Genomic DNA, 20792 nt, shown 5'->3' with positions numbered 1-20792 from the left:
CATCGACTGACAGGCCGAATCGCGAGCAAGCTCACTCCTACAGGGTCCGTGTTTGCTGCGCGACAGCGTGGTGTCAGGGACACCGGGGCGACTCCCACATAAATCGCGTCCAATCAACGACCTGTAGCTCTGAAAGGCATCGGATCTGCTTTTGATCTGCTTTTGATTTTGATCTTAAGCGCCCCGTTAAACCACGCCGGCCGGAATTCGACCTTGCTGTGTGGGGTAAACCGGCAGGGATGCCGGTTTAGCCGCCTCAGGCCATGGATGGCCGGTGGCGGCGGCCCCACGCAGCAAGGTCGGATTACGGGTATGCCGAGCGACAGCGAGGTACCCAGTGGTGGGGCAAGAGCGTTTTGCTTACTTTTGCGCTCTATCAAAAGTGAGGCGCCGTAAGGGCGCAACCAATTAAAGCCGTTACCACAACAACGGATATGCCCAAAGATAGGAAGTAATAAGCACCGAACGCGCCGCATACCGCAGCAACGTCCGGCCTGGAGAGGAGAGACTTAGTAAGTCGCCGGTTTGTTCTCGTTCGCGCTAGCGTAGGACACCGGTTCACCGCTTGGCCCGCCGCTCATCAGGTTTTTGACGGCGTCGAGACCGCTGCTGGCCAGTTGCTGACCAGCACCCTGGGCAAGATTTGCCCCCAGTTCTTTACCGAGATCTTTAGCCATTGGAGCGGCTGCGCGTGCTGCGGAAGCGACGATTGCTGGGATCATGATGTTTTCCTTTCAGGGTTGGTAAAACAAGGTTGAGGTGAAACGAGGAATAACTTCCGGCGCGGCGCGTTAACCATCACAGAGCGCCTGTACTGCGTGGCCCGCTGCCGGTATTGGCACTGTTGCTGGAATGCTCGACGGTGGTTTCCCCAGGCTTGGCCCGGCCAGCGTCTTCTTCGCTGTGCAGATCCTTCTTGTTGCGTGAACCTTTAACGGCATAGCCCTTGGCACTCATGTCATCGCGCACTGCCTTGTCCACCAATGGTCGTACCAGGAGACCGCCAGGCGTAATGCTGATTGGCCGGTGCTCCTCTTCCTGGCTGTACTTCAGGTCCAGCGATGCCAGTACCACCGAATCGGTGACCGATGCGCTGCTTTTGGCGCTTAACAACAGGCTTGGCGTTGCCTTGGCGTCGGTCTGGGTTGCGCCGCGCAGCAAGGTGAAGCGCTTGATCCGCACGTTGTCGTCATTTCTCAAGGCTTCTTCGAGTTTTTTCTGAATTTTCGGGTCTTGCCTGTTCAGGCTGTTCTCGATGCTTTCCAGTACCTTGGGTTTGAGCTCAAGGGTCACCTCCATGGACGTAGGACCGGAGTGTTCAGCGCGGCGGGCCATTTCCTGAAGCACGGGGCTCTTGTTGATGAAGGTGGCGATGGCGTTAGCGTTCTGGGTTGAGGTCCTGTCGCGCCAAGGGGCTGAGTCACCGACCAGACCACCTTTGCGCAGTTGCAATCCTGTGTTGGTGAACTTGTGTTCCCCAGATGCCAGCAGGCGTCCGCCGCTCTTGGACAGATCGTTGTTCTTGACCAGTTGCTGGACGCTGTAACGCAGCTCTTGCAGCGTCTCGTTGTCGTGAGGCAGATTGTCGAGATGGTCGACCACACCCTTTAGTGCCGCCAGATGGCCTTCCGGATTTGCGACTTTCTCGCCTGCATCAATGGCTTTACTGGCTTTTTCCAGCAGTTTGGAATCCTCCGTCGCCTTGATATCAGCTTTCATTGCGACAGCCAGGGTTCGAGCATCGTTGAGTACTTTGTTGCGCTGCTCCTGGGTCGGCGCTGCAGGCAGGCTGGCGATGGCCTTCTGCAACGCGTCGACCTCATCATTCTTGGGCATGCTGTCATTCAGGCGCGGTAACAGCGTGCTCAAGTTAGCCACGCGTTCTCGCGCTGGCCGAGGTGGCACGGTTGGCGGCAACGCGCGGCCTCCCAGAGGGCTTGAGGGCAGGGCAGCCAAGGCCTGTGTTGGCTCGGGTGCGCAGCGCTCCAGCTCGGTCAGCAGGGCTTTTCGCTCTGCCAGTGCCTTGGCAATCTCTTTGTCTTTGAGCACCTTGCCCAAGGACTTTTCCACGTCGTGCAACTGAGGCGTGGTCACTGCTTTGCCGGGCTTGAAGTTGAGGGTGAATTTGTCGTTTTTGGCCCGGTCTAGCGCGAAGCTGACGCTGAGAGCATCGGGCAGGACGGTCTGGCCGACCAGAATATGATTATTCACGCCCATGTTATTGGCCGTCTGGTCAGGGTGCGCGTTGCCGTTGGTAGCAAAACCGACCCGGGCATACGCCCCTGCGCTGGCGGAGGGCAGTGCCTCGAAGGCGCGTTTTACCGCTTTAGCATCTTGCCCTTCGCCTTTGTGGGTGGTGACCTTGGTGTTGGAATAGTTCACCAGCGTAGCTTCGGCGTTGATCCCGGCAGTAGCGCGCAGGAAGGCGTTCCATACTCCACCGCTTTCGTTGCGCAGCAGCGTACCGCCCAGGTTCAGGCGTCCCAGGTCGACGCCGCTACCGACGCCTATTGACCCTTGGTTAACTTTGCTTTTTTCCACCGAGCCGCCTTTGTCCTTGCCCAGGCGATACAGGTCGGCCAATGAAGCACTGGGATCCAGCAGGTTCTCCATGACGTTAGCCATGCTGGCGTTGCTGGCAGTCAACCAGCCTGCTATTGCGCGGCTCTGAGTCAGTTTGAAACTGGCGTCGGCACTGTACAATTCGCCGGCACTGCTCGGATTGCCCTTCGGCTCGGAGCTGAACAAGCGTGAGAAAACCGCCGAGGGTGCGTGGTAGTAGCCGACGTTCAGAAACTCGTTTCTGTTACGGCTGTTTTTCAGGCCCAGTGTCGTCGCATCTTCACCGCCTTCGGTTTCCAGGCTAATCCCATGTTCGCGCCCAATGCCGAAGTTGAAGTAAATTCCGCCGCCATCCGGGGTTAGCGGGACGAACACCGCAGGTGATGTAAAGGTCGCACCCTTGCTGCGCAGCAGTGAGGTGGCGTCGCCCACCTGCAGGTTGCCGAAATGGTCGCCGATGGCGCGCAGATCTTCAGAGAACGAGCGCGTGGTGTTGTAATTCAGGCCATGCCGACCGGTAAGCTCCCGGGCTACAGTGTCGCGAGCCTGGTGCAGCTTCTCAAGCTGGCGGTGGCTGACGATGCCGTTGTCGCTGAACAGTTTGATGTCGCTGTTTTCATAGGCCATGCGCAGGCCTTGTAACTGATCCAGCGTAGTGCTCTTGCCAGGCCCGACATTTTCGCTGTTTACGATCTGGGTCTGTCCTTGTTGACTGTTCACTCGCCCCAGAAGATCGCGCACCTGAAGAAGCGTCTGGGCATCGAGCAGCACACGATCCTCCAGCAGGCTGCTCTTGCTTTCGTTACGGCCTGTGTTGTCGTAGCCCGGTTCCAGTTGGCGGACTGGCAGCGTCAGGCCTAGCTGGACCAATTCTTCGAGCTTGGTCTGCGCCTTGCTGGTGGGGCTGAGTCCGCTGTCGAGCAAGGCATCCTGCATGACTTTGACTGCGCCGGTGGCCTTGACTGTGCCTGCGCCCGGGGCCGCGACCGGGACGTTGGCCGCCGCAGGTTCCAAGGCTTTACCGCGCTCATCGAGCAGTTTGTGAATCTGGCCCAGTCGGACGATTGCCTGGTAGCTGCTGTTCTCGATGTCTTTGTGCAGTGTTTCGAGGCCGGTATGCAGTTGCGCTTTTTCCAGGTCGGCGCGGGTTTTTGGCACAGCCTTGCTGTCCAGCAGCGCTATCCCTGCCTCCAGCATCGGCTTGGCGGTTCTATTGGTGTTGGTGTTTGTGTTGGTGGTGGTATTGGCCTTGGCCTTGGCCTTGGTATTAGCGCTATCAAAACGCTTATACAGTCGCAGCGACTCTTGGTAGATCGGGCTCATGCCCGAGCGGCTGCGCGGGCCAGGGGTCAAGGCATGGTGGCCCGCAGCCTGCAGCTTCTGCTTGATGTTCTCGCCTGAATTGAATGCTTGCTTGAGTTCCTTGGCGTTTGCCTTGGGGGTTTCCAAAGGGTGGAAGTGGTGTTGATAGGACTCGCCCATCTTGCGAAACCCTTCGGCAGCGGTCTTGAAGATGTTCTTCGCGCCACCAGTACGCACATTGTCTGTGGTGGAACCAAACATGGTGGTGGTCGCCGAGCCGTTGGCATTGCCGATTTTGGCTGTCTTGTGATTGCGCGCCTGCATGCTTTCCATCTGGCTGTTGGCCGTTGGATTGGCCTGTGCCTTGGCCGGGCGCAGCACTATTTCGCCGAGACGACCGTAGGACAATTCCAGCGAATGGGTGGACGGTCCGGGCTGAACCGTCTGACCGTTGGCATCAGTCGTACTTGGAGGCAACAGCGTGGCTTCGATCACCGGGCGTTTGTTTGGCCCCATTTCGACTTTGCCGATACTTACAGTCGCGCTGGACAAGTCTGCAGCGCTCAGGGAAATACCGGGTGCGAGCGTCTTTTTGACCTGGTCCAAAAGCACGTCTGTGCCGTCTTTTCTGGACGGGTCGGTGATGCCTGGCGAAATTGGATTTCCGATCCTTGACGTCGGCGGCGTACCAGGAGCACCCGGCGTAGCTGAAGCTGTCGCCGCGGTAGTCGCCATGGCAATGGCCGTCGCCGTCGCCGAAACAGGAGCCTGTGCAGGAGCAGCAACCGCAGCCGCCGCCGCAGGCGCAGAAGGTGCCTTGGTTTGCAGCCCGGCCGGCTTCCACGCTGCGGTCTGGCCGTGATGGCTCTGGGTCCACTGATCGTGGGGCAGCCGGTACAGATTGCCGCCCGCCGTCACGTACAGTTGACGAGACTGATCAAGCGCCACGCTGGTGACAGCCAGTTCTTTGCCTTGCGCATCACGCGGGAGCGGGATATCGACATTCAGCCCTTCGATGCTGGCTTTGAGCTTCGCTGGGACCCGTGGGGCCGCTTCGGTGAGCAGGGCAAAATTCTTGTCGTCGAGGACCGCACAATGGCTGACCTTCTCTTCGCTCAACGTTCGGCCCACCTCCGCAGCGGTCGAGCGACCCAATGCCACCGGTTCACCGTTGCCCAGCTTCAGTTTGGGCTGCGCGAAGCTGGCTTCTACTACCTTGGGTTTACCGTCTTGAATCACATACGGCTTGTCGTCGAGACCGCGCACCAGTTGAGTGACGCCCTTGACGTGGAGCTTGTCCCAGCTCTGGGTGGTCTCGTTCCAGCCGCACAGGTCTCGGTTTTTATTCAGACCCAGCGCAGCGCCGCCGTGGAGGCGGACTTGCGTGTCATCGACGCCGATCCTTTCCGGCAGGCCGTTCTGGTTGACCAGATGCATCTGCTCGCTCAGCCGCCAGCCGGGACCCATTCTGCATTGGGTGGGCTCATCTTTATTCGAGGTAGTCATCGGCTGAATGAGCGGCGCACTGTGGCGCAAGCCTACGCCGTCACGTATTACCGCCTTGAGCGTACCGGCGTCTGCGATGAAGCCCTCGATTGCCGCTTTGTCGGCGGCCTCGACGCCGATCGCCTGATTCAAGCTTGGTTTCACTTCCTGCAGCGCCATGCTGGATTTTGACTGCCAGTCATCGTTGAGCAGCTTGTGATGAAGCCCACCTTCCTTGTCCAGTACAAACAGCGTTGGGCTGCCGTGGGTGTGACTGGGCTTGAGCAACCCGACGCGCTCGACATCGATAGGGGTTCCATCGTGCTTGAGCAGGCTGAGCTCGACGCCTTTGTCAGGATCATGGCCTTCGGTCAGGCGAATCTTGCCGTCACGCTTTAACTGGACCTCATGGCTCTTGATAGCGCTGTGGTCGCGTATGTCGTCCTTGTGTTTATACAGAATCATCTCGCCGCGCTGATCCAGCGACAGCCGTGAGATGTTGTTCTGCAGAGGCTGTGCCTGGGCCCAGCGTTGCGTCGCCCGGTCGAAGCTATAAAGGGTGCGATTGTGCAACGTGTGCTGGACGTTCTGCTTGTCGGTAAAAATACCGCTGCTTTCGGCCTGATGGCCTTTGCCTGCCGCGATCAGCGTGCTGACACCCTGGGGCATCGACGACTTCAATGTGCTGATCACCGCATCGCTTTGCTGCACCTGGTGACAGTGGCCGTCCTGGTCCTGCATCTGGTAGCCCTTCACCCCGGGGCCCAAGTGATGCTGATTGATCGCGCGAATATCCTTGTAGCGGCCTTCGGCGTTGAGTTTCTGGGTGATCGCGTGCGCAGAACTGGAGTTGACCATTTGCAGGTCGGTGGTTTTACCGTCCCGTGGCACGCGCATCAGGTCGTCGTGCCACTCGCGTTGTTCGTGCTTGCCGACGTCACGCTGACGGGCGCGAAACATGCCGGTGAATTTGCTGCCCGCCTTCATCAGCGAGTTCGCCACACCAACATGTGATGGGCGATCGCGAAGCTGATTGAGTTTCGGGGCCTTGGCCTGACTGTGCAGGGGGGGCGCCGCAGGTGGCTGCTGGACGTTCTGGGATTGGCCATGCAGGCGCGATAGTAGTGAGTTAATCATTCCGTGAATGCTCGTCTCAAGGCTGATATCTGTGTGTGGTCCATCGGACTGAAACAGTTCCAAGGCTCTGGAAAGGCGTTTTCAACGTTGTCGGCATGGGTGGTCAGAGCATGTCGATATCGTTCGCCAGGATGACTTCCCGCTTGGCTTCATCGTCCAGTTGTTTGATCACGCCATAGATCTGCGCGACCGCTTGCAGCGTGTCCCGCGGGATGAAGCGACCTTCGGGCACGCGGTACAGAACACGGGCGAGCCACACGCACTGGACCACCGGGATGCGTTCTCGCTTTGCTTCCTCGATCAGCGCTAGGGCACCGGCATCCAGATGTTTGCAATGAATGCGCGGCAGGGCTGTTTTGCCAGGTTTGTAATACAGGGCGACTGCATAGTGAGTCGGATTGACGATTAACACGTCGGCATCCTTGACCGGTTTGGGCGGGGCCTTGGGTGCCTGGTTGAGCAGTTCGTGGGCGAGTTGGCGGCGGTGGCCCTTGACCTCCGGGTTGCCCTCGGAGTTTTTGTATTCCTGCTTGATGTCTTCCATGCTCATGCGCAGTTGCTTGGCGTGGAAATACTTCTGAATAGCAAAGTCCGCCACTGCGAGTACCAGCAATATCCCGCACGTCACCCGCAGAATCCGATGAAACAGCGTCGACAGGGCGTGCCAGAACGTCACCAGATCGGTGTGCACCAGGCTGACCAGCGTGCCGAGCGCGGGCTCGACGATGAACCACATGACGGTTGCGATGATCGCAGCCTTGACCACGCCGGACAGCGATGTGACCAGGCTGCGCATGGTGAACATTTGTTTGAGGTGGCTGAACGGGTTGAGCTTTTCCATGGTCGGCTTGAGCGCCTCGGGGGCGAACAGGAAGCCGAATTGCATCCAGCTCCCGACCAGGCGCATAAGCATGGCGACGCCCACACTCAGCGCAGCAAAAGCGGCCACCAGCCACACGCCCTGAGTGACCACTTCACCCACGGTGCGCAGGAAGGGTTGATCCATGCGCGTCATCGACAGGTTGATCAGCGCCTGCAGCTTTTCCATGCTGACGTCGGCCATGCCCAGAGTGATTTCACTGACTACCACCAGGATCAAAAGCTTGGGCAGATCCTGGCTCTGCGCGACTTGCCCACGCTTGCGTGCATCGCGAATCTGCTTGGGCGTTGCGTCCTGATTCTTCTCGCTCATGGTGTGGGTTCGCGAGGACCGGGGACCATCAGCAGCAGGGTATGCCGCACGTCCTTGAGCAGCTCAAGGCGCTCGGTGCCCAGGTCCATCAGGGTCGGCAAGTAGATCACCAGAAACGCGAGCCCGATCACGCACTTGGCCGGCATCGCGAGGATAAACACGTTCAGTTGAGGGCTGTAGATACCGATCAACGCCATCGCCGCTTCGACCAGCAACAACAAGGCAATGAACGGTGCCGAATACAGCAACAAGTGGGTGAAAGTGTCCTGCAGTATGCCTAGATAGACATCGAAGCCTTGTCCTTGCAGCGCTGGCCACCAGCTCGTTGCGGGCCAGATCTGATAGCTGTCCCAGATCACCTGCATCAGCAGCGGCAACCCGCCAATGATCATCAACAGCATGATCATGGTTTCTTCGAACAGATGAGATAACGGCGTCACATCGGCGCCCAGTGCCGGGTTGAGCTGGCCGCCTGTCAGCGCCCCACGCTGGTTGTCGAGCAACACGCCCACCGCGCTGAATAAAAAGAATGGCAGGTACAGCACCAGGCCCATCAGGGTGCCCAGTATCATTTCCTTGAAAATCAGAAAGAAGATGTCCGACCACGATTTGCCCAGCCGACTCAACTCCTGACCGATGCCCGGGGCGGGGATCAGCGCCAGCGCCGTCAGTACGGCATAGCGCGGCAGGCCTTTGAGGTGCTTGAACAGAAACGCAGGGACGAGAAACATGCAAGGGTAGAGGCGGGCCATGGACAAGGCGATGCCATTGAGCAGCTCGTAAGCGAACTGAGCGTCGAACATGCTCAGCCCTTACCGGTCTGGGCAATCATGTTGAACGCCAGGTTGGTCAATTGAATCAGCTCGACGCCGATCCAGCGACCGGTCATTGCCAGGGTCACGCCTACTGCGAGCAACTTGAGACCAAACGGCAGGGTTTGATCCTGGACTTGCATCAATGCCTGGACCAGTGACGTCAGCACACCGACCGCGACCGCCACGATCAGCGGCGGTGCGGTCAACAGCACCACCAGGATCATGCCCTGTTTGAACAGGTTCAAGGCTTCCATCGCGACCTCACATATAGGAGTAGAAGAGGCTGTCGAGCAAGCGCGTCCAACCGCTGACCAGCACGAAGAGCAGGATTTTCAAGGGCAGGGAAATGGTCATCGGCGAAACCATTTGCATACCCAACGCGAGCAGCAGGTTGGAGACGATCAGGTCAATGACGATGAAAGGGATATAGATCAGAAAGCCGATTTCAAATGCCGCTTGCAGCTCCGACAGCACGAAGGCCGGGATCAGCAGCAGCAAGTCTTCGCGGCTGGCGGCGTCGGCCATTGCCTTGGGCCACATGCGCAGGGCGTTTTCGTGCAGGTGAGTCAGCACGTCGGGCTCAACATTGTGGGTCATGAATGCTTGAAGAGGGGCGAGCAGGGCCTGCGCGCTTTTGCCCAGGCCTTTTGTGTCATTCAGTTGCAGGGGGTGCTCTTGAGCGATGGTGGCAATTTCGGAAAACACCGGTGCCATGACAAACAGCGTGGCGGCGAGGGCAATGCCATACAGCGCCATGTTCGGCGGCACTTGCTGCACGCCGATGGCGTTACGGGTGATGAGCAGTACGGAAGCGATTTTCAGGAAGGACGTGCACACCACCAAGAGGAATGGCAGCAGCGACAATGCGCCGAGAAACAGCGCCAGCATGATTGGATTCGTGTCAGTGAGCGTCATCCGCGCTCATCCAGCTGGGTAATCTGCAAGCCAAGACGGCCTTCTACATCCACCAGTTCGCCTTGGGCCAGCCTTCGTTCACCGTAATAGAGACCGGCCAGCCCTGGCGTGACGCCTGGGACTTCAAGGATCGCGCCGGGTCCCAGGGCCGCGAGTTCGCCCAGGGTCAAGCGGATCTGGCCGCACCGCAGAGTCAGCGGCATCGCCAGGTCGGCGAAAGCTTCGGTAGGACTTGCCGGCGACTGAGGCGCCTGATCGGCCTGATCTGCATAGTCATCTTCGTCTTCAATCTGCCCGGCAGGCTCGGTGTAGTACTGATCTGCATCGGAGTCGGGATCAGCCTCTTCAGCGAAAGCGTTTTCGGTATCGACCTCATCGGAATAACCGTCTTCATCCGCCCAAGGGTCGGTGTACTCGGCAATCGGTTCGTCAAGCTCATTACGGTCTGACACCGTCGTCTCCTCGATTTCCAGAACTTCCAGTTGCAACCGTTCGGGCTGTTCGCAAACACGGACCTGAAGACGCCGCTGCCCCAGGGTCAACACACCAAAACCTGCGGTGTCGAAGTCAGCCTCGGTGGGGCATAGCACGTCACCAGGTCGCAAGGTTTCGAGCGTTTGTCGGGGGAGATTCAGACTGCCCAGACGCAGCGCGAAAGCCAGCGTTAACCCTGAGTGGTCGCGTGGTGGATTTACGTTCCATGCGGGCTGGTCGAGCCAATCGGCGAGCGCAGGGGCAGAGACTGCGAGCACACTGTCGACGCGACCCTGACTCAATTGCAGGCTCATCTCGCAGTACACCCAGTCGGCCTGCGCTGTTTCAGAGACTGGAAGCGGTTTCAGTGTGCCCATGACAGCGGCCAGTTCTGCCGACAGGCCTGCGTTGTATAGCGGCCATAGCCAGTCTTCGTCGGCGTCTGCTTTTACAGACCCGACAGCCCCGGCAAAACCCGGGCAGCTCGACCATGCGTTAAGCACCGGTTGAGCATCGCTGAGCCCAAAAGTCCCTAATGCGCTGTCGAAGCATTGCAGCTCAGCGGCGATAGGCGCGCGGCGGCTGGCTTTGAGCGTCAGATGGCCTGTCTGGCCCTCCACGTTGAATGCCATCCACGGCTCGCCGGCCAGTTTGCGGGACAGGCGGACCTGAACGTGGCTGACCTGCCGCAGGGGCAGCGCCTGGGCATTCATGCGCACCCCCGGTGGCGCACGCTGAGGTTGACGGGCTGACACAGTGCGCGGCTCAGATCGTCCTGGCAGCGCGGGTGGTTCTGACGCAGATGCTCGGCGGCATGCGCTTCTGCGCAATCCAGATCAATGTCCCAACCGCGTGGTGAACGATTACGCGCATTCAGGCCGATGCGGCCCAGGTTCGGCATGAACAGCGTGGCTTGCAGAGACTGGCCGGTGCCAGCGGGCAGCCGCCCGGCGAGGTCATCGACCAGTTGGTTCCAGGCAGCGAAACCTGCGCTACCCATCCCGTCAGCCTGGCCTGCGAACGACTGGCCGCGTGAGCCGCCTTGCCCTTGGCCACCCATGCCGCCCAATGGCGCCAGCAGTTGCTGGAAAAACAGCCCGTCGGCCATGCGTTCGGAATCGCCATGTCGGGCTTTGCCGCTGTCTCGCGCCGAAGTCTCTCGAGGTCTATCAATTTCGTTGGGGCCACGGCTTTGCGGGCGAGCACCTTGCGGTTGCGGTCTGTCCCGAGACGTGTCGTGCTGTGGCTCTTGCCGTTCCGGCTTGGCAGGCGTGCGATGCTCGAGAATTGCGTGTGCAGGGCTGCTGAGATTCATGTCGTCTCCTTTGGCAAGGCCAGGGTTTCGCGCAGGCAGGCCAGTTTTTCCAGGGCACGCTGGCTGGCGCGCAATTGAGCCTCGGCTTCGCTGACACGAACATGCTGGGCGTCAAGTTCAAGATTCAGGCGTTGGACGTGGACGCGCAGCTCGGTTTGTCGGTCCATGAGTTGTTGCTCTTGCTGGTGCCAATGCTGGATAGCGTTGAGGCTCATGACTTGACCCTCACACTGCAATGCCAAGGCCTTGCGTGCCTGCTTTTGCTGGCGCAGGTCTTCGGCGCAGTCTTTATCAGCCTGTTCTATCGCCGCCTGCATCTGCTCGGCTTCCTGCCGGGCTTCGCGGCAACGTCGTTCCAGGCTGTGCTTGCGCAACTCGCGCAGCGGCGAGAGCAAGGTCACCACCTCGACCAGCGCGTCGCGCTGCGGATCGGCATCCGGTGCGGCTTCTTCAACAGCCGGCCTACGGCGCATGGGCTGTCAACGCATAAAGTTGTTCAAGGGTGTCTTGCAGGTCCAGCGGGTCGCGCAGGTCTTGCTGCAAAAACTCGTTGATCTGGTCGTGCAACTGCACGGCGCAGTCAGTCATTGCATCGTTGCCGGGGGTGTACTCGCCCAGACGCAGGAGCATTTCCACTTGCTGATAGGCCGCCAGTAAACGGCGCAGGGTGATATTGCCGCGCTGATGTTGCTTGTCGGTCACGCTGCTGGTGATACGGCTGAGGCTGGCCTGCACGTCAATGGCCGGATAATGGCCACGCTCGGCGAGCTTGCGCGACATCACGATGTGGCCGTCGATCAGCGAGCGGACTTCGTCAGCGACCGGGTCATTCATCGAGTCCTGTTCGATCAGGACGGTGTAAATCGCGGTGATTGAGCCTTGCTCGCTACGTCCGGCGCGCTCCACCAGACGCGGCAGCAGAGTATAAACCGAGGGCGGCAGGCCACCGCGTCCCAAGGGTTCGCCTGCTGCAATGCCGATCTCGCGTTGGGCCCGGGCGAAGCGGGTCAGCGAATCGACGAGCAGCAGTACGCGTTTGCCCTGCTGTCGGTAGGCTTCTGCAATGGCGGTGGTGGTAAAGGCTGCGCGGGCGCGCTCCATGCTTGAACGGTCCGAAGTGGCACAGACCAGCACCGAACGCGCACGCAGTTCGTCGTCCAGTTCGTGATCGAGAAACTCGCGCAGTTCACGACCCCGCTCGCCGATCAGGCCAAATACGATCACGTCACACGGCATATTGCGCGCCAGTTCTGCGAGCAGCGTGGTCTTGCCGCAGCCTGCACCGGCGAACAGCCCTACGCGTTGACCTTCACCCAGGGTAATGGCCGCGTCGATGGCACGCAGCCCAGTAGGCATTGCGTCGACGATACGGGGCCGCTGGGTGGGTGGAATGGCGTCGCAGATTACTGGCTGGGTTGGGCGATGGTCACCCGGCAAGGCGAAAGCACCGTCGCCCTGACCGTCCAGACGTCGACCAAATCCGTCCAGCACGCTGCCGAGCAAGCTGTCGTCGACACTCACCGAGTGGACAACGCCCAGTGGCTCGATCCGCGCGCCTTGCTCGATGCCTTCCGGTGTACCCAGAGCGCTAAGCAGCGTGCAGTTTTCGGTAAAACCGACGATCTCCGCCAGCATCGCTTCGCCACCGGTTTTGTAAACGCGGCACAGGTCGCCTATGCGTACTGCCGGAACCTGGCATTCGAGCAGGATGCCGTTGACTGCGCTGACCCGACCGCTGACCACCACCGGCGAGAGCTTGTTCAGGCGCGCTCTATAGGCGTCGGCCCACTCTGCCAACGGGACAGTTTCGGCCAGCGCTGCGCTCACCATTTCACCTCGTAGTGCTCGTCGCCGTCGAACTCGACGTGGTTGTCGTCAATCTTGGTCAGGCGCAGCCCATCCACTTCGTCGCCCAGAAATAACCGGCGGTTGTCAGCCAACACCACGTGGGCACGCTTGCCGCTGGCGATCTGCACGATCTCGAAAGGCAGTTTTCGACCGAATGGCTTGACCTGATCGAGCACCGCCACCGCGCTTTTCTGCTGCTGGCCGAAGCGTTCCAGCATGCGTTTGTACAGCGCCATCTGTTCAGGTGTTAACGAGCCTTTGAGTACGATGCCTTCGGCGCTGGTGCTCACGCTGACCGTATCGCGCAATTCACGTTCGCGGAGCATGACTTGCAGTTTTTCCGCGGTGTCCGTAGCGCTCAGGGCTGAAGGTTCGCGGGGCTGAGTGGTCGTAGGCGAGGGGCTCACGGGCCCTGGTGTGGTCAATGCCCAGGCACTGCCCGCCAGCGTGACCACAATCCCTGCAATGGCCAGGCGCTTATGCAGCGCCGGGCGTTTGGCGGGTTGTGACGGCGAGGGGGGAGCCTGGGATTCGGCGCGGGATTCGCCGAAGCCTGACGGGGCGGATTCGCTGGAGGGTTTCGGTTCGACCACCGCTGGCCACTGCGCTGTACTTGCCATGATGCTCAACTGCACAGTGCCCAGCCGGAACGTCTGTTCAGCGGTTAGCGCATTCAGGCTGTCACAGGGCTGGCCCTGCTCGTCGAACAGCGAGCCGTCTTCGGCTTCCAGGCGCCAGGTTTCGCCGTCGCACGTTAATCTGCAATGGCGTCTGGCAATGCCGGGATCCTGCAACAGGAGATCGTGTTGTTCGTCGCTCCCGACCAGCCAGTGATCGCCAATCAGCGGTAAGGCCGCACCGCGGTGCAAGCCGTTCAATACGCGTAGTTCGTACATCACTCACTCCTTGAACGGGTAGGCAGACTCATGCCGCATTTTCGTCGGCGATGGTTTGCAGTTGGTCGTCCAGATCCAGGCGGCCTAGCACCTTGACCTGCGCAGTGCTGTTGAGCTCGGCAAAAGACAGCACGGGAATCTCATGGAATTCGTCCTGCAACAATGTGCGCAACGGGCTGCGCAAATCCTGGGCGACCAGCAACACGGCCATCGCCCTGGATCGACGCGGGAAGGCCTGGCGCAATTGATCAACCAACTGCTGGCTGGCTTCGGCGGGCAGGGCGAAAAAAGTTTCGTTCTGGGTCTGGCGCTGGCTGTGACGCATCAGGTGCTCGCTTTCCGGTGACAGCAGCCAGACCTGCAAGCCTTCAGGGCCGCAGTATTGATGGAAGATCAACGACTTCAGCGCAATGCGTACGTAATCGGTCAGGGCGCCGATTTCGCGCTCGTGCTGGCCGTGCTCAATCAGTGCTTCGGCAATCAGGCGGATCGCGCGCAGCGGCACGCATTCGCTGGCTAGACGTTGTAGAACTGCCGAAAAACGAGCGAGAGGCAGGACCCGCTGCATCTCTTGAGCAAGTTCCGGCTGATCGCGCTCCAGCCAACTGAGGATCGCTTTACTTTCCTGCAGCCCGATGAATTGTGGGCCGCAGGCTTGCATGGCGCGGAACATGCGTTCGACGATCAGTTGGGTAGAGGTACTGGGGTGCAACTCGGGCTCTTGCAGTGTGGGATCGTCGGCCGGTATCCAGAGCAGGTCGGCCTCTTCGCGAGCAGTATGGCCGGGATGAGCATTGATCGGTTCCGCAGCCAGCAGTTGTCGTTCCACGGCCAGAAAATCCTGGGTGAAGGTGGCTTTGATCGCAGGCACTTCGTAAACCAGAAAGCGGAATTCATCTTCAGGCAAATGACTCGCATACTCGATGTCGAAAGAGGGCAGGGTGATGCCGAACTGTGCCACGAGCTGGTTGCGGCGCTGCCGTACCTGGCTGATCAAGGCCATGATTTCTGTCTGGTCCTGGCCTGGGTTGAACTGCAGCAGGAACGTGCGGCAGGGGAAGAACTCACGAATGTCCCGGTCACCATTCTGTTCCGGGGGGACGTAGGCGGCGACGGCCTGGGCCTTGGGGGCCCGGCTGCGCATCAGGAATACGCCCAGCGTGCCAACGAGGATTGAAATGATGACGAACACCATGGTCGGCATGCCCGGCAGTGCAGCGAAACCGAGCATCGCCACTGCTGCAATGACCAGTGATTTCGGTTGCGCGCCCAACTGCTTGGCAATGTCGCCGCCGATGTTGGAGTTTTCGTCGCTTTCCTCATTGGGTACACGCGTGATGATCATGCCCGCGGTGACCGAGATCAGCAGCGCCGGAATTTGCGCGATCAGGCCGTCACCGATGGTCAACACTGAATACAGGTGCATGGCGTCGCCAGCGCTCATATCGTGCTGCATCACACCAATGGAGATGCCGCCAATCAGGTTGATCGCGACGATGATCAGGCCTGCGATGGCGTCGCCGTTGACGAACTTCATCGCGCCATCCATGGCGCCGAACAGTTGGCTTTCCTTGCCCAGATCCGCTCGACGCTGGCGGGCCTGATCGACGCTGATTAGCCCGGCGCGCAAATCGCTGTCTATGGACATTTGCTTGCCAGGCATGGCGTCCAGCGTGAAGCGCGCGCCCACTTCCGCAACCCGCTCGGAGCCCTTGGTGATGACCAGAAAGTTGACCACGGTCAGGATCAGGAAGATGACCATGCCCACCGCCAGGTTGCCGCCGACGACGAAGTTGCCGAAGGCTTCGACGATGTGCCCCGCATCCTGTTCGAGCAGAATCAGCCGCGTAGTCGCGATCGACAAGGCCAGGCGGAACATGGTTGTCAGCAACAGCACTGCCGGGAACGTCGAAAACGCCAAGGGCTTGGGCAGTTGCATCGCCAGCATGATGAGCAGACAGGACACGCAGATGTTGACCGCAATCAGGACATCCACCAGCCCTGTAGGCAAGGGCGTGATGAACATGAAGACGATGCCGATGACGATGATTGCGCCTGCGACTTCTGAGCGCTTGGAGGCGGCTATCGCCACCCGGGTCAAGCCATTGAGCACGGCATTCATAAACGGCTACTCCGGTCTGGCAGGGCCTTGCGTTCGCTTTGCCCGAGCTCGTCCATGATCAGCAAGACGTTGCGCAGTGAGGTCTGGCGCGTCTTGTCGTCGCGCCACAGACCGTTGGGCAGGTCGGCAAGCAGATGACGCAGGCCGTTGAGGAAGGTCAGTTGCAGCGTCGGCGATGGGCCGCCAACTTTTTCCGAGAGTTGCTGGGTGTCGCGTACGTTCATCGACTGGTTGGCCAGTTGCATCAATTGACGCATCAACAGCAGGCCGCTCAAGGTCATGGCCGGATTTTTAGCCGCCATGCGGCTGGCCAGGTCCGAGCAACCATGCACCAGATTGTTGAGCTGAGTGGTGCGCCCAAGGCTTTCCATCAACGAGCGCAACTTGCCCTCCTGGGGCAATTGCGCAAGGTTGGCGATATCGTCGGCAAGGGCTTGTTGCAGGGCCCGCAGGCCTTTGATGAAATTTTTCTCGCCGCACAGATGCAGCACCGCTTCCATGAAGTTACCCAGTGACGGGTTCTTGATCAGGTGTTGGTAATAAATAGTGCGCAAGTTATCGCGCAGATCCGGGTCTTTCACTGCGTGGGTCAGCGCTGGAGTGATGCTCAGACCGGTCTTTATTTCCTCGCCGTGCTCGGCATCCAGTGCGTCAAGTTGCGCCTGGGCCTGTTCGGCCTCTGCATCATTGCCCTGTTCCTCGGCCTGGTGAGCGATTTCGCTGAGCAGCAGGTGCGTCCGAAGCGGATTGTCGCCTTGGTCCTTGACCATCTCCTTGACTGATTTCTGCTGCCGTAGCTGCTGGCGCATTTTGTTCAACCGGGCGTTCAGTTGCGTCGGCGCATGGTTGCCTATTCCCTGCAACAACTGTTGCAGGCTCATCGGCTGACTGCTGGCGTGCTGTCCACACACCACTTCGCGCTGGCTCAGAGGCTTGCTCATAGAGGCGAGTGCAGCGCTCATCTGCTGCATCATGTGCGCGGACTCGCCTTGCTGATGCACGCTGGTCGCCCCTGCCTTTGCGACAGGAGAAGCAGCGGGCTGCGGCGTCGCTGTATGCACAGTGGTGTGCGGCATGGGGGTGATGTGGTTGAGGGACATGAGCCGTCTACGCGTCTGGAGTACACCTCTCTGTGTGGTCGCAGGCGCTATCCGGTTCCACGCGAAAAACAGGCCAGCGTCTGATCAGGAAGATTTGCAAGATGTTGCGAAGCTTTTCGAGGGTGCTTGCAAAAGCTTGCGCACAAAACATTACTGTTAGATTAAAAATATTATTAAAAACAATAAGTTATATGGTTTTTAAAGCCTGGCACAGGTTTCGCTATAGGAGTCTTAGTATCGCCGTGAAGCGCTCACGACGAGGATCTAAGGGAATAATTCAGTATGAACGCGATGAACCAGAGCTTACTGCCCACGCGGACCGGCACCTCCTGCTTCGCCCAGTTGACCCAACAACAACTTCAGAAACTGCAGAATTTCATACATAAGCGCGTCATTAATCAGGAGGATGCCGAAGACATTCTTCAGCAAACTTTTGTCGAAGCCCTGAATGCCGAAAGCCGCTTTTTGCAACAGTGCAAACCCGAGACCTGGTTATGCGGTATCGCCCTGAATCTGATCCGTAATCATTTTCGCAAACTCTATCGTCGGCCCATGCACGTCGAGTTCGAGGAGCAGCTTGCGCATGCCGAGCCAAGTCTGGATATTTGCGGTCACATAGAAAGTTATCGAGACCTGGAGCGCACTGTTCAAGCTATCGCCGTACTGCCAGCCGTCATGCGTCATACGCTGGAAGTCACTGTCGAAACCGAAGGCAGTTACCAGGATGCTGCCGATGTGTTGGGTGTGCCGATCGGTACAATTCGCTCCCGCCTGTCCAGGGCCCGCACGCAGTTGCGTGATAATCTGCCAGAAGGTTTTCGCGCGTGAGAGGTAAGCATGTCGAACTTCAAGATTGGCGGTCCGCGGCAAATACAGCCCGGCTTGGCGCCCGTGCCATTACGGGCCGCTCAAGATCCCCTTGACCAATGCTTGCAGAAAGCCGGCAATGCTGCGTGGCCCGGTATGCCGGGCGCCCATGCCTATGCATTCCAGCGGTTTTCCGAACGCAGGCGCATTGTGTTCGGTGTGCGGGCCAGAGCCTCGGGGTTGACCCAATTGTGGGTCGATGGGCGGCCGTTGTGGGAGCTCGACAGCCTGACGGGTTTCAGCCAGCCAGACCTGTTGCCATCGCCCGATGCCTTGCCTCAGAGCACAAGCCTTGCAGTAAATCCCGCCTTGCTCAGCGACAGCCGCTTGCGCCAGATGCTTAACGAGGGTGAGTTGTTGGCGATGGGCGGGGAACGCAACGGGATACAGAGTTTGCAAACTCTGGGTATCGGCAATCAGATTCTTTCGCTCCTGGCGCGGCGCGAAAGTCCGGACCAGTGGAGCCTCTGGCAAGGCAGCATGCCCTTGACGCTTGCCACCACTCGGGCTGAGCCGGTCGGTAAGGCGGGGGATTACGAGCTTTTATTGCTGGCACCGCTGCTCGATTGCGGTGGCCCCAGCTATGAAGAAACCCAGGTCTGGAACGCTGCCTATCGGCGTAGCCTGGGCGACAACCCTGAGCCTGTTGATCCAGCGTGCGCCGAACTGGCCGGACGCATCGAAATGATCCTCGCCGCGCTGGATGACGACGCCGCCGGAATAGCCCCGCTTGAGCAAGACATCAGGCCTCGCCCGGGCGGCCTGGCGGCAGATGACTTCCCTGCCATGCTTTTCCTGCCCCATCCAGTTGGCGACTATCCCGCCCAGTGCCCTATCGCTGATCGCAGCGCGCTCTATCGATTGCTGGACACCCTTCACAATGCTGGCCTGGCGCTCGATATCGACCCTGGCTGGCGTGACCTGATCGACTGATCGATTACATGCAACGTTTTCGCATGCTGTGACCACACAGACTGATAGGTGGTGACGCAAGTGGAGATGTGATCATGAAAATCATGCTGTGCCTGATCATGGTGTTGATGCCTTGTCTGGCGCAAGCGGCATGGCCGACTCCCAGCGCCTGCTACCAGGCTCACAGGGCTGCAAGCCAGCGTCTGGCTCAGGCAATTGCAGATCAGGACAACGTCGGTGCAGCTAAATGGCGCGGACAGCTGGCAACCGTCGTTGCGCAATGCCGGGCTGCGCAGCAAGCGCAGGATAACCGCCGGACTCAGCAGCGCTACCTTCAGCAGCGCCGACAGCAAGACCAGATCAATCAGCAGCGCAATGCCCAACGTCGCATTGTCGAGCAGCAGCGCTTGCGCCAGCGAATTCAACAACAGCATCTCAACCAGCGCAACATGCCGGACATCCGTTACTGATGGCCGATGTTTGTCTTTCTACCGTCAAGGAAGCTTTATGAATATCAGCATCAGTATTCGACGCCCCGGGTCTGCACTAACCGGTGACAAAGGCGCTGCCGATTTGCGGGGCAACCGGCAGGTGTTGGCATGAGGCGGGAGCGCCGGGGGCAGTTAGGTGCGCTGCTGGCGTTCTTCGGCGTATTAGCGGCTGATCCCGCCTGGGCAGGTCCGCCAACCGCGTACCGGCAGGTGGCCGAGGCCGCCGGTGTCCCGGCGCAGTTGCTTTATGCGGTGGCGCAGACTGAAAGCAACACGCAATTGCGCATCGGGTATTACCCATGGCCCTGGACCCTTAACGTCAAGGGCAAGCCGCTGCGTTTCGAAACTCGCGATGAGGCCTGCCGCGCGGTGCTCAAGGCAATCTCCGAGCAGGGTGTGTATGCGGTGGATATCGGCCTGACTCAGCAGAACTGGGGTTATATCGGTCGCGCCCGGTTTCGCGAGCCCTGCGATGCGCTCCACCCGATCAATAACCTGCAAAGCGCTGCCTTGTTGCTACGTCAGTATTATCAGCAAACCGGAGACTGGGTCAGCGCTGCTGGCATGTACCATCGCCCGGCGGGTGGCGAACCGGCGCGGCTTTATAAAAGCAAGATTCAGGAGCGACTTAAGCGGATGGTTGCTGATCGTTGAGCAACGCATGGGCGTATCTGCACAACTTTTCATGGGTAGGGATGTTTTTGTGCATATCCTTTACCGCGTTAGTGGCTTCTATTGGTTGCGCCCTTACGGCGCGTCACTTTCGAAGAGCGCGAAAGTAACCAAAGCGCTCATGCCCCACCACTCGGTCCCTCGCCTAGGCTCGGGATGCCCGCCTGCAGATCTGAAACCGTGGGCCGCCGCAACGGGCCATCCATGGCCCAATGCGGCTAACCCGGCGTCCTGCCGGGTTACCCACGGTTTCAAATCTGCGAGCGGCCAGCGTGGTTTAACGGGGCGCCTAAGATCAAAAGCAGATCAAAAGCAGATCAAAAGCAAAGCGAATACGGCGGGATCGCCTCGGCCCGGTAGGAGCGAACTTGTTCGCGAGACGTCAGCACAGCCAACACAGACGTCGTCTGACACACCGCTTCGCAGCCTTCGGCAGCTCCTACAGAAAACCGGAAAGCTCACACAACCAGGTCCGGCTGTCAGGCCGCCGTGCTTTTGATTTTGATCTTAGGCGCCCCGTTAAACCACGCCGGCCGGAATTCGATATTGCTGCGTGGGGCAAACCGGCAGGGATGCCGGTTTAGCCGTCTCAGGCCATGGATGGCCGGTGGCGGCGGCCCCACGCAGCAATGTCGGATTACGGGTATGCCGAGCGACAGCGAGGCACCCAGTGGTGGGGCAAGAGCG

17 protein-coding genes are annotated in these 20792 nt (G+C 59.5%); 4 read left to right on the top strand and 13 right to left on the bottom strand.

Translation table 11 applies throughout. The annotated features are described in order from the left end of the window. Positions 1–509: 509 nt before the first annotated feature. From KDX30_RS27870 to KDX30_RS27810, 13 genes are all read right to left on the bottom strand, one after another. Positions 510–722, bottom strand: a complete 213-nt coding sequence (locus KDX30_RS27870) for a hypothetical protein (protein ID WP_231678089.1) — start codon at positions 720–722, stop codon at positions 510–512. 76 nt (positions 723–798) lie between these two features. Then, positions 799–6486, bottom strand: a complete 5688-nt coding sequence (locus tag KDX30_RS27865) for an AvrE-family type 3 secretion system effector (protein WP_231678088.1) — start codon at positions 6484–6486, stop codon at positions 799–801. A gap of 103 nt (positions 6487–6589) precedes the next feature. Next, on the bottom strand, positions 6590–7678 hold the full coding sequence (sctU, locus tag KDX30_RS27860) for a type III secretion system export apparatus subunit SctU (protein WP_027902895.1): 1089 nt from the start codon (positions 7676–7678) through the stop codon (positions 6590–6592). Beyond that, positions 7675–8481, bottom strand: coding sequence for a type III secretion system export apparatus subunit SctT (gene sctT / locus KDX30_RS27855; protein WP_027902896.1), 807 nt, complete (start codon positions 8479–8481; stop codon positions 7675–7677). The genes sctU and sctT overlap by 4 nt, the downstream gene beginning before the upstream one ends. A 2-nt stretch (positions 8482–8483) precedes the next feature. Next, on the bottom strand, positions 8484–8747 hold the full coding sequence (sctS, locus tag KDX30_RS27850) for a type III secretion system export apparatus subunit SctS (RefSeq protein ID WP_027902897.1): 264 nt from the start codon (positions 8745–8747) through the stop codon (positions 8484–8486). A gap of 7 nt (positions 8748–8754) precedes the next feature. Next, entirely contained in the window at positions 8755–9408 is a 654-nt protein-coding gene (sctR, locus tag KDX30_RS27845) for a type III secretion system export apparatus subunit SctR (RefSeq protein WP_231678087.1), read from the bottom strand. Then, complete coding sequence (locus KDX30_RS27840) at positions 9405–10595, bottom strand: FliM/FliN family flagellar motor switch protein (RefSeq protein WP_231678086.1); 1191 nt, start codon at positions 10593–10595, stop codon at positions 9405–9407. The genes sctR and KDX30_RS27840 overlap by 4 nt, the downstream gene beginning before the upstream one ends. Continuing rightward, positions 10592–11197, bottom strand: coding sequence for a type III secretion system HrpP C-terminal domain-containing protein (locus KDX30_RS27835; protein WP_231678085.1), 606 nt, complete (start codon positions 11195–11197; stop codon positions 10592–10594). Before KDX30_RS27835 ends, KDX30_RS27840 begins: the two co-directional genes overlap by 4 nt. Next, on the bottom strand, positions 11194–11670 hold the full coding sequence (locus tag KDX30_RS27830) for a hypothetical protein (protein ID WP_231678084.1): 477 nt from the start codon (positions 11668–11670) through the stop codon (positions 11194–11196). Before KDX30_RS27830 ends, KDX30_RS27835 begins: the two co-directional genes overlap by 4 nt. After that, on the bottom strand, positions 11660–13027 hold the full coding sequence (locus tag KDX30_RS27825; protein ID WP_231678083.1) for a FliI/YscN family ATPase: 1368 nt from the start codon (positions 13025–13027) through the stop codon (positions 11660–11662). The genes KDX30_RS27830 and KDX30_RS27825 overlap by 11 nt, the downstream gene beginning before the upstream one ends. After that, positions 13021–13941, bottom strand: a complete 921-nt coding sequence (locus tag KDX30_RS27820) for an FHA domain-containing protein (protein ID WP_231678082.1) — start codon at positions 13939–13941, stop codon at positions 13021–13023. The genes KDX30_RS27825 and KDX30_RS27820 overlap by 7 nt, the downstream gene beginning before the upstream one ends. 28 nt (positions 13942–13969) lie before the next feature. Continuing rightward, positions 13970–16063, bottom strand: coding sequence for a type III secretion system export apparatus subunit SctV (sctV, locus tag KDX30_RS27815; protein WP_231678081.1), 2094 nt, complete (start codon positions 16061–16063; stop codon positions 13970–13972). Next, positions 16060–17163, bottom strand: coding sequence for a TyeA family type III secretion system gatekeeper subunit (locus KDX30_RS27810; protein WP_231678080.1), 1104 nt, complete (start codon positions 17161–17163; stop codon positions 16060–16062). The genes sctV and KDX30_RS27810 overlap by 4 nt, the downstream gene beginning before the upstream one ends. 282 nt (positions 17164–17445) lie before the next feature. Here KDX30_RS27810 and KDX30_RS27805 point away from each other — a divergent pair, with 282 nt between their 5' ends. The 4 genes from KDX30_RS27805 (at position 17446) to KDX30_RS27790 (ending at position 20087) form a co-directional block, all read left to right on the top strand. Then, positions 17446–17991 (top strand): RNA polymerase sigma factor, encoded by a 546-nt coding sequence (locus tag KDX30_RS27805; RefSeq protein ID WP_049827211.1) that lies wholly within the window; start codon positions 17446–17448, stop codon positions 17989–17991. 9 nt (positions 17992–18000) lie between these two features. Next, positions 18001–18963 carry a hypothetical protein gene (locus tag KDX30_RS27800; protein ID WP_231678079.1) on the top strand — a complete coding sequence of 321 codons (963 nt, stop codon included), beginning with the start codon at positions 18001–18003 and terminating at the stop codon, positions 18961–18963. Positions 18964–19037: 74 nt separating this feature from the next. Continuing rightward, a complete protein-coding gene (locus KDX30_RS27795; protein ID WP_231678078.1) occupies positions 19038–19412 on the top strand; it encodes a hypothetical protein in 375 nt (124 codons plus the stop codon). 129 nt (positions 19413–19541) lie between these two features. Next, positions 19542–20087 carry a transglycosylase SLT domain-containing protein gene (locus KDX30_RS27790; RefSeq protein WP_231678077.1) on the top strand — a complete coding sequence of 182 codons (546 nt, stop codon included), beginning with the start codon at positions 19542–19544 and terminating at the stop codon, positions 20085–20087. Positions 20088–20792 lie beyond the last annotated feature (705 nt).

It is taken from the genome of Pseudomonas quasicaspiana, from assembly GCF_021147825.1.
In the GTDB taxonomy this organism is placed as follows: domain Bacteria; phylum Pseudomonadota; class Gammaproteobacteria; order Pseudomonadales; family Pseudomonadaceae; genus Aquipseudomonas; species Aquipseudomonas quasicaspiana.
This window is presented reverse-complemented; position numbering and strand designations above follow the sequence as displayed.